The organism is Streptomyces sp. MA5143a (genome assembly GCF_900290235.1).
In the GTDB taxonomy this organism is placed as follows: domain Bacteria; phylum Actinomycetota; class Actinomycetes; order Streptomycetales; family Streptomycetaceae; genus Streptomyces.
This window is the reverse complement of sequence record NZ_OLMK01000058.1, coordinates 1-10,034: the sequence shown is the minus strand read 5'-3', so window position 1 is coordinate 10,034 and position 10,034 is coordinate 1. Positions and strand designations below refer to the sequence as shown.

The window sequence follows — 10,034 nt, the reverse complement described above, 5'->3', positions numbered from 1 at the left end:
CCCGCCACGGCCTGCCCCGTGACGACATCGGGGTGGGTCTCGCCCTGGGCCAGCGCCGCCAGCGCCTCCCGTGCCCTCTCCCGGTCGCCCGCCACGATCACAGCACGATCGGAGAACCGGGCGCGCGTGGTGGCCAGCGAGTACCCGACATCGGCGAGGCGGCCGTTCTCCACGGACTCCACGACGTCCAGCAGCCGCCGTGCCTGGGCGGCCAGCGCGGCCCGCCCTCGGCCGGAGAGCGCCAGCGCCGTCACCGGCGGCTCGGCAGCGGGCTCCGTCTCGGGGTCCGCCTCGGGGTCCGCCTCGGGGGCCTGTTCGAGAACGACGTGGGCGTTGGTGCCGCTGACGCCGAAGGAGGAGACAGCCGCGCGCCTCGGGCGACCGTTCTCGGGCCAGTCGCGGGCCTCGGTCAGCAGTTCCACCGCGCCCGCCGACCAGTCCACCTGCGGGGTCGGCTCGTCGACGTGCAGGGTGCGTGGCAGCACGCCGTGCCGCATCGCCTGCACCATCTTGATGACACCGGCGACACCGGCCGCGGCCTGCGCGTGACCGATGTTCGACTTCAGGGAGCCGAGCAGCAGCGGTCGGCCGTCGGGGCGGTTCTGGCCGTAGGTGGCGAGGATGGCCTGCGCCTCGATGGGGTCACCGAGCGTCGTTCCGGTGCCGTGGGCCTCCACGGCGTCGACATCCGTCGAGGTGAGCCGGGCACTCGCGAGCGCCTGGCGGATGACGCGCTGCTGGGAGGGTCCGTTGGGGGCGGTGAGGCCGTTGGAGGCGCCGTCCTGGTTCACGGCCGAGCCCCGGACCACGGCCAGGATGCGGCGACCGGCCCGCTGGGCGTCCGAGAGCCGTTCGAGCAGTACGACGCCGACGCCCTCGGCCCAGCCGGTGCCGTCCGCCGAGGCGGCGAAGGACTTGCAGCGGCCGTTGCGGGCGAGGCCGCGCTGGCGGGAGAACTCCAGGAAGGCGTTCGGTGTGGTCATCACGGCGACGCCACCGGCGAGGGCCATCGAGCACTCTCCCGACCTCAGGGCCTGAACGGCGAGGTGGAGGGCGACGAGCGAGGACGAGCAGGCGGTGTCGAGGGCGACCGCGGGTCCTTCCAGGCCGAGGGTGTAGGCGATCCGGCCGGAGAGGACGCTGTTGGAGCCGCCGGTGAGGAGGAAGCCCTCGAGGCCCTTGGGAACTTCGGCGAGCCGGCTCAGATAGTCCTGGTAGGAGACACCGGTGAAGACGCCGACGTCGGCGCCCCGTAGCGACGTGGGGTCGATACCGGCGTGCTCGATGCTCTCCCAGGTCGTCTCCAGCATCTGCCGCTGCTGCGGGTCCATCGCCAGGGCCTCACGTGGTGAGATCCCGAAGAACGCGGGGTCGAAGTCGGCGACGTCGTCGAGGAATCCTCCGTCGCGGGCGTACGACGTTCCGGGGTGGTCGGGGTCGGGATGGTAGAGCTTGTCCAGGTCCCAGCCCCGGTCGGCGGGGAAAGGCCTGATGCCGTCGCGGCCCTGCGCCACGAGGTCCCAGAGGTCGTCCGGCGAGGCGACGCCGCCGGGGAGGCGGCACGCCATGCCGACGATCGCGACCGGCTCGTACTTCTGCGATTCGAGCTCGGAGATGTGCTGGCGCGCCTGGTGCAGGTCCGCCGTCACCCGCTTGAGATACTTGACAATCTTCTCGTCGTTTGCCATCGCTGCTGTCACCAATCTCTCAAGCTCTCAGGCGTTGCCGAACTCGCTGTCGATGAAGTCCAGGACGTCATCGACGGAGGCGTCTTCGAGCCGGTCGGCGACGGCCGTAGCGGGGCCGGCGCCGTTCAGCTTCGCGGTCAGGGTCTGTAGTCGCGCCACGATCCCCGTCTGCCGGATGTGTTCGATGTGCTCGGGCGGCAGGGCGGCGGCCAGCGCCTCCAGCCGGTCCAGCTCGGTGAGGATCGGGTCCTCGTCGTCCTCCGGGGCCACCTCGGCGAGAAGGTGCTCGACGAGCGCCACCGGGGTGGGGTGGTCGAACAGCAGGGTCGCGGGCAGCCGCAGGCCCGTGGCCGTGGCGAGTCGGTTGCGCAGTTCGACCGCGGTGAGGGAGTCGAAGCCGACCTCGTTGAAGGCCCTGTCCGCCTCGATGCCGTCCGGTGAGGCGTGCCCGAGGACCGTGGCGGCCTGGCCGCACACGATGCGCAGCACGTACTCGCGCCGCTCGGTGTCCTCGAGCTCGGCGAGCCGCGCGGCCAGGGACTTCGAGGAGTCCGCCTCCGCCGTCCCGGCCGCCCTGCGCAGGCGTGGGAACAGCTCGTCGAGGACGGCGGGAAGGGTGCCGTTCGCGGCCTGGGACCGCAGGGCCGCGGACGCGAGCCTGCTCGCCACGGTCACCGCGTCGGGTGCGCCGAGTCCGAGGTCGAACAGCGCGAGGCCCTGTTCCGGGGTGAGTTCGGCGAGTCCGCCGCGCGTCAGTCGCTGCTTCGCGGTGCCGTCGAGCCTGCCGCTCATGCCGTCGGTCCACGGCCCCCAGGCCAGGGACACCGCGGGCAGCCCGTGCGCGCGCCGGTGCTGCGCCAGCGCGTCGAGGAAGGCGTTCGCCGCGGCGTGGTTGCCCTGGCCGGGGGAGCCGAGCACGAGGGCGCCCGCCGAGGAGAACAGGACGAAGGCGTCGAGGCGGTCTCCCCGCTCCTCGGTCAGCTCGTGCAGGTTCCAGGCGACGTCGGCCTTGGCCGCGAGGACCGTGGTCAGCCGGTCCGGGGTCAGGGTCGTGATCACCGCGTCGTCGAGCACGCCCGCCGCGTGGACGACCGCGGTGAGGGGTGCGGTGGCCGGAACGGTGTCGAGTGCCGCGGCCAGAGCGGTGCGCTCCGCGGCGTCGCAGGCCTCGATGCGTATGTGCGCGTCGCCGGTGCCGAGGGCTTCGGCGGCGGCGGTGAGTTCCTCCAGGAGTTCCTTCGCTCCGGGTGCGTCGGGGCCGGTGCGGCTGACGAGCAGCAGGTTGCGGACTCCGTGCCGGGTGACGAGGTGGTGGGCGACGCGTCGGCCGAGGGCGCCGGTCCCCCCGACGACGAGGGCCGTGCCGTCGGGGTCCAGGGGGCTGTTCAGCGGTCCGGTGGCCGGAGTGCGCGACGTGCCTGACGTGTCCGGTGCCGGTTCCGCGGCCGGCACGGGTGGCATGTCCGCGCGTACGAGGCGGGGGACGTACGTCCTGCCGTCACGGACGGCGGCCTGCGGCTCACCGGTGGCGAGCCCGGACTCCCGCTCTTCGTCGAGGGAACCGAGAACGTCGACGAGCGTGATGCGGCCGGGGTGCTCCGACTGCGCGGAACGCACCAGACCCCACACCGCCGCTCCCGCCAGATCCCGCACCGGGTCGTCGTCGCCGGTGCTCACGGCACCGTGGGTCGTGACGAGCAGACGGGTGTCGTCCAGCGCCGGTTCGCCCAGCCAGGCCTGGAGCATCGACAGTACGTTCCCGGTGGCCTCCGGTACGGACGCCGCGTCTCCCCCTCGAACGTCCAGCCGCAGCAGGGCCGGGGGTGCTGCGGCCAGCTCGCGGAGGGCGTCCGGGCTCTCCACGAGCACGGGGCGGGCGTCGTCACGCGCGGCGGCATCGGCGGGCGTCTCCGTCCACGCCAGGTGATAGGCCAGCTGACGGGCCTCGCGCGCTTCGTACACCTCCAGCGACTCCGCCCGGACCGGGAGAAGGGTCACCTCCGCGACGGAGAGGACGGGCTCACCGGTCGTGTCGGCGAGCTCGTAGGCCACGCCCTCCTGTTCGGACGCCGAGCCCGTACGGACGCGAAGCCGCGTCGCGCCCGTCGCGTGCAGGGTGACGCCCTTCCAGCGCAACGGCAGCAACGGCGTGCCGTCACCGGTCACCGACGCAGGTACCCCGGCGGCGAGCAGCGCCGGGTGGATGCCGTAGTGCTCGGCGTCCCCGGTCAACTCGTCGGGCAGTACGGCCTCGGAGGCGTCCGAGTCGTTCACCGCGGTGACGCCGGTGCTCTGGCTCAGCGTGGCTTCCGCGTGGAGCGTCCAGCGGGCGCCTGGGTCGGCGGCCGCCCGGGAGTGGATGGTCAGCGTGTGCCGGTGGTCGTCCCGTGCCGGCCTGGTGGTGATGTGCAGGTGCACCGCTCCCTGTCCGGGGAGGAGGAGCGGGGTGCTGATGACCAGCTCGTCGATGCTCCGTGCGCCGACGGCCGTCGCCGCGTGGAGTGTGAGCTCGACGAGTGCCGCGCCGGTCACCGCCGGGTCGGCCAGCCAGGGCTGGGACGTGAGGGACAGCTGAGCCGTGAACAGGCGTCCACCGGAGTCGGGGAGCTCCGTCTCGGCCGCCAGCAACGGGTGCTCCGCCGTGGACAGGCCGGCGGCGGTGACGTCGCCCGTCGGTGTCGCTTCCAGCCAGTAGTGCTCATGCTGGAAGGGATAGGTCGGCAGGTCCACGGTCGTGGTGCTCTCGTGGTGCCAGGTGACCGGAACGCCGCCTGTGTGGAGGCGGGCGAGGGCGGCGGTGAAGTCCGCGAGCGTGCCCTGGTCACGGCGCAGGGTGCCGGTCGCGAGGGCGCCCTCGACCGTGTCCTGGACGCTGTGGGTGAGGACCGGGTGCGGGCTCGCCTCGACGAAGACCCTGTGCCCCTGGGCCGCCAGGGACTCGATCGCGGTGTGGAAGCCGACCGTCCGGCGCAGGTTGCGGTACCAGTACTCGGCCGTCATGACCGTGGTGTCGAGCCAGGTACCGTCCACCGTGGAGTACAGCGGCACTGATGCCGCCCTCGGCTCGATCCCGTCCAGGGCGGTGAGGAGTTCCTCGCGGATGCCCTCGACGTGGTGGGTGTGGGAGGCGTAGTCCACCGGAATTCGCCTGGCCTGCACGTGCTCACCCGCGCAGTGCGCGAGCAGCTCGTCCACCGCGTCGATGTCGCCCGCCACCACCGTGGACGCGGGTCCGTTGACCGCCGCGATCTCCAGACGGCCCTGCCAGGACGTCAGAAGCTCTGCCGTCTCCTCCCGGCCGAGCGTGAGGTGGATCATGCCACCGAGCCCCGCCAGCCGCTCGGCGATGGCCTGGCTGCGCAACGCCACCACCCTCGCCGCGTCCGCGAGACTCAACGCCCCCGCCGCGTACGCCGCCGCGATCTCGCCCTGCGAATGTCCCACGACGGCATCCGGAACCACTCCGTGATACCGCCACAGCACCGCCAGACCGGTCATCACCGCGAACGTCGCCGGCTGCACCACGTCCACGCGCTCCAGGTCACCGCCACGCAGCGCATCCAGCAGCGACCAGCCCGTCAACGGATTCAACACCTCCGCGCACGCACGCAGGTGCTCCGCGAACACCGGCGAGGACTCGAGAAGCTCGGCAGCCATGCCGACCCACCGACTCCCCTGCCCCGGGAAGACGAACACGACCTTCCCGTCCGAACCGGCGGCACCCGCGACACCCGTGACAACCCCGGGGTGCTCCTCACCCCGTGCCAGCGCACCGAGCGCCGCCCGGATCTGTTCGGCTCCCGTGCCGACCACCACCGCGCGATGCGCATGAGTGGCACGGGTCGCGACCAGCGAATGGCCGACGTCCACCAGCCGGGGCCCGGCCTCCCTCAGATGTTCGAGGAGTTGACGAGCCTGGTCCCCGAGGGCACCACGGCTCCGCGCCGACAACGGCAGGGCCACGACATGCGGTTCGTCCACGGCGGCGGGCTCGTCATCCGGTTCGGGCTCAGGGGCCTGTTCCAGGATCAGATGGGCGTTCGTTCCGCTCATCCCGAAGGACGACACGGCCGCTCGTCGAGGTCGGTCCACCTCGGGCCAGTCGCGGGCCTCGGTCAACAGTTCCACCGCGCCCGCCGACCAGTCCACCTGAGGCGTCGGCTCGTGCACATGCAACGTGCGCGGCAGCACGCCGTGCCGCATCGCCTGCACCATCTTGATCACGCCCGCGACACCCGAGGTGTTCTGGGTGTGGCCCAGGTTGGACTTCAGCGAACCGAGCCACAGCGGCCGGTCCTGCGAACGGTCCTGCCCGTACGTCGCCAGCAGTGCCTGCGCCTCGATGGGGTCGCCGAGCGTGGTGCCCGTGCCATGGGCCTCGACCGCGTCCACGTCGGACGGGGACAGACCGGCGTTCGCCAGGGCCTGCCGGATGACGCGCTGCTGGGAGGGGCCGTTGGGGGCGGTGAGGCCGTTGGAGGCGCCGTCCTGGTTGACCGCCGAGCCACGGATGACGGCCAGCACCCGGTGCCCCTTGCGCCTGGCGTCCGACAGCCGCTCCAGCAGCACCATACCGATGCCCTCGGCCCAGCCGGTGCCGTCGGCGGACGCCGAGAACGCCTTGCAACGGCCGTCCGCCGACAGGGCGCGCTGCCGCGAGAACTCCACGAACGCCCCGGGACCGACCATCACGGCCGCGCCACCCGCGAGCGCCATCGAGCACTCCCCCGCACGCAGCGACTGGACCGCCAGATGTGTCGCAACGAGCGACGACGAGCACGCGGTGTCGAGGGCGACCGCGGGCCCTTCGAAGCCGAACGTGTAGGCGATACGCCCGGAGACGACGCTGCTCGACGCTCCGGTGACCATGAAGCCTTCGAGTTCCTTCGGCACGTCACCGGGGAACGCGCCGTACCCCTGGTGCGTGACGCCGGCGAACACCCCGATGTCGCTGCCGCGCAGCCCGACCGGATCGATCCGGGCGTGCTCGAACGCCTCCCACGACGTCTCCAGCAGCAGCCGCTGCTGGGGGTCCATGGCCAGCGCCTCGCGCGGCGAGATCCCGAAGAAGCCCGCGTCGAAGCCGCCGGCGTCGGTGAGGAAGCCGCCCTCACGGGTGGAGGAGGTACCCGTCCGGTCGGGCTCCGTGGCGAACAGCGCGTCCAGGTCCCAGCCACGGTCGGAGGGGAAGCCGGTGACGGCGTCGCGGCCGGCAGCCACCAGGTCCCACAGCTCCTCCGCGGAACGCACCCCGCCGGGCAGTCGGCAGGCCATGCCGACGATCGCGATCGGTTCGTCGGCGGCCGTGGTGGCGATCCTCCCGTCCCCGGTCCGTGCTGCCGCCGTGGCACCACCGCCGGTCAGCTCGTCCTTCAACTGCCGTGCCAGCGCCGTGGGGTTGGGGTGGTCGAAGACGAGCGTCGCGGGCAGTCGTATCCCGGTGCGGGAGACGAGCCGGTTGCGCAGTTCGACGGCCGTCAGCGAGTCGAATCCGAGGTCGCTGAACGCCCGCCCGGACTCGATGTCGGCGGCGGAGGCGTGCCCGAGCACGACCGCGACCTCGGCACGGACGAGGTCGAGCAGATGGCGCTGCGCGTCGTCGTCCGACAGTGCGGCGAGCCGTGCGGCCAGGTCGTCGGTCGCCTCGGGGGTGGAGTTGGCCGCACGGCGGACCGTACGGACGAGTTCACCGAAGACGGCGGGCAGTTCACCCTTCGCGCCCAGCGCGCGCAGGGCGGCGAAGTCCAGCTTCGTCGGTATCACCACGGGTTCGTCGGTGCTCAGGGACGCGTCGAAGAGCTTCAGGCCCTGCTGGTCGGACAGGCCGACCATGCCCGCCCGTTCGATGCGCTGGAGGTCGGCGTGGGTGAAGAGGCCCCGAGCCTGTTCCCACAGACCCCACGCCAGTGAGGTCGTCGGCAGGCCGAGCGTACGACGGTGCTCGGCGAGGGCGTCGAGGTAGGCGTTGGCCGCCGCGTAGCCGCCCTGTCCGGGCGCGCCCAGGACGGCTCCCGTCGCGGACGAGAAGACCATGAACGCGTCGAGGCCGTGGTCCCGGGTCAGCTCGTGCAGGTACCACGCCGCGTCGACCTTGGGCGTCAGGACCTGCTTCAGGCGGTCGGCGGAGTACGAGTTGATGACGCCGTTGTTGAAGACCGCGGCGGTGTGGATGACGGCGGTGAGCGGGGTGCCGGTGAGGAGCCCGGCGAGCGCGTCCCGGTCGGTGATGTCGCAGGACTCGATGCGGACGTTCGCGCCGAGGGCGGTGAGTTCGGCGTGGAGGTCGTCGGCTCCGGGGGCGTCGGGACCGCGGCGGCTGACGAGGAGGAGGTCGCGGACGCCGTGCCCGGTCACCAGGTGGCGGGCGAGGAGACGGCCGAGCGAGCCGGTGCCACCCGTGATCAGGACGGTACGGTCCGGGTCGAGGGTGATCGGCTCCCGGGGGGCGACCTCGGCGCGGACGAGCCTCGGGGCGTGCGGAACGCCCGCGCGCAGGGCGAGTTGGGGCTCCCCGGCCGGGATGTCCACCACGGCCTTCTCGCTCACGGCGTCCGTGTCGACCAGGGTGATGCGGCCGGGGTTCTCCGACTGCGCCGACTGGACGAGGCCCCGTGCGGCCGCGGCAGCGAGGTCGGTGACGGGCTCGTCCGCGGTCGTCGCCACGGCTCCGTGGGTGACCACCAGCAGGTGCGTCTCTTCGAGCGCGGGCTCGGCCAGCCACGTCTGCAGGAGGTCCAGCACACGGGTGGTCAGGGTGTGCGCGGCGGCCGGGTCCGGCTGGTCGATTGCATCGCGCAGGTCGAGCCGGACCAGCTCCGGTACTCGTTCGGCGGCGGCGAGCCGCCGGACGTCCTGCGGGCTCGCGATGGTCGCCGTCGCGTCGACCGGGGTGGTGGGTGCCTGCGAGGGCGTCCACGTGAGGCGGTACAACGACTCCGCCGGGGAGACGGTGGTGGGCGCCGGGGCGAGCTCGATGGAGTCGACGGAGGCGAGCGGCCCGCCGGTGGCGTCCGCGAAGCGGCACGAGACGCGGCCGTCACCCGCGGGGGTGATGAGTGCGCGCAACCGCGTGGCACCCGCCGCGTGCAGCCGGAGCCCGGTCCACCGCGAGGGGAAGTTCGCCTCGGTCCGAAGGGTGTGCAGGGCGGCGGCGAGGAGTGCCGGGTGAAGGCCGTAGCGCTCGGCGTCCTCGTGGTCTGCCTCGGGCAGGTCCAGTTGCTCGTACTCCGCGTCAGGGGCGAACGGGGCAGGGGGCTCGAGTACGGCGGTGGCGAGGGTTCCGGTGGCGTGGCGGGCCCAGGGCGCGCCCGGGTCGTCGTCGGACCGGGAGTGAACGGTCAGGCCTCCGTCCTTGTCGACGGCGACCTGAAGGTGCGCCGCGGCGGCCCGCTCCAGGTAGACGAGCGGCGCTTCGACGACGAGTTCCTCCACCCCGGCCCAGCCGGTCTCCCGCGCGGCGTGCAGCGCCAGTTCGGCCAGGCCACAGCTCGCGGCGACGGGATCGCCGAGCCACGGGTGCTCCCGCACGGAGACCTTCGCGGTGAACACCACGACGCCTGAGCCGGGGACCTCCGTCATGGCCCCGAGCAGCGGGTGCTCGGGGTCCACCAGACCGAGATCGGTCGCGTCGGTGGCGGCGCGGGTGGCGTCGAGCCAGTAGCGCTGGTGCTGGAAGGCGTAGGTGGGCAGCTCGACGTGCTTGCCACCGGGCAGGAGCGCTGACCAGTCGACGGCCGTGCCGCGGACGTGGAGCTCGGCGAGGGCGGTGAGAAGGGTGCGGGGCTCGGGGTCGTTGGCGCGGAGGGTGGGGACGCAGGCCGTGGTGTCGAGGGTGTCGTTGACGGCCGAGGTCAGGTGCGGGGCCGGGCCCAGCTCCAGGTACGTGGTGACGCCCTGGTCGGCGAGGGCACGGACGGCCTGCTCGAAACGGACCGAGTCACGGATGTGCCGCACCCAGTAGCCCGGCGTGAGCGGGTCGCCTTCCCCTGCGGGCACGACAGGGATGCCCGGCTCACGGTACGTCACCGTCTCGGCGACGGCCGCGAACTCCTCCAGGACCGGGTCCATCAACGGTGAATGGAAGGCGTGGGAGACCGTCAGCTCCCGGACACGGTGGCCCTGCTCGGTGAGGGCCTCCCCTATCGCCGCGATCTCCTTCGCGTCCCCGGAGACCACCGTGTTGGCGGGGCTGTTGTACGCGGCGATGGAGGTGCGCTCGGTGAGCAGCACCGTCACCGTCTCCGCCGGGGCGGTAGTGGTGATCATGGCGCCACCGGCCGGCAGAGCCTGCATCAGCCGGGCACGGGCGGCCACCAGCTTCGCCGCGTCCTCCAGATCCAGCACCCC

2 protein-coding genes are annotated in these 10,034 nt (G+C 72.7%); both read right to left on the bottom strand.

What is annotated here, in order from left to right; translation table 11 throughout:
- The coding region (locus tag SMA5143A_RS24170) for a beta-ketoacyl synthase N-terminal-like domain-containing protein (RefSeq protein WP_181361989.1) at positions 1-1,688 on the bottom strand (1,688 nt) is incomplete at its 3' end.
- Between the two features lie 27 nt (positions 1,689-1,715).
- Positions 1,716-10,034: type I polyketide synthase (locus SMA5143A_RS24165; RefSeq protein ID WP_146193943.1), on the bottom strand; the 8,319-nt coding region annotated here is incomplete at its 5' end.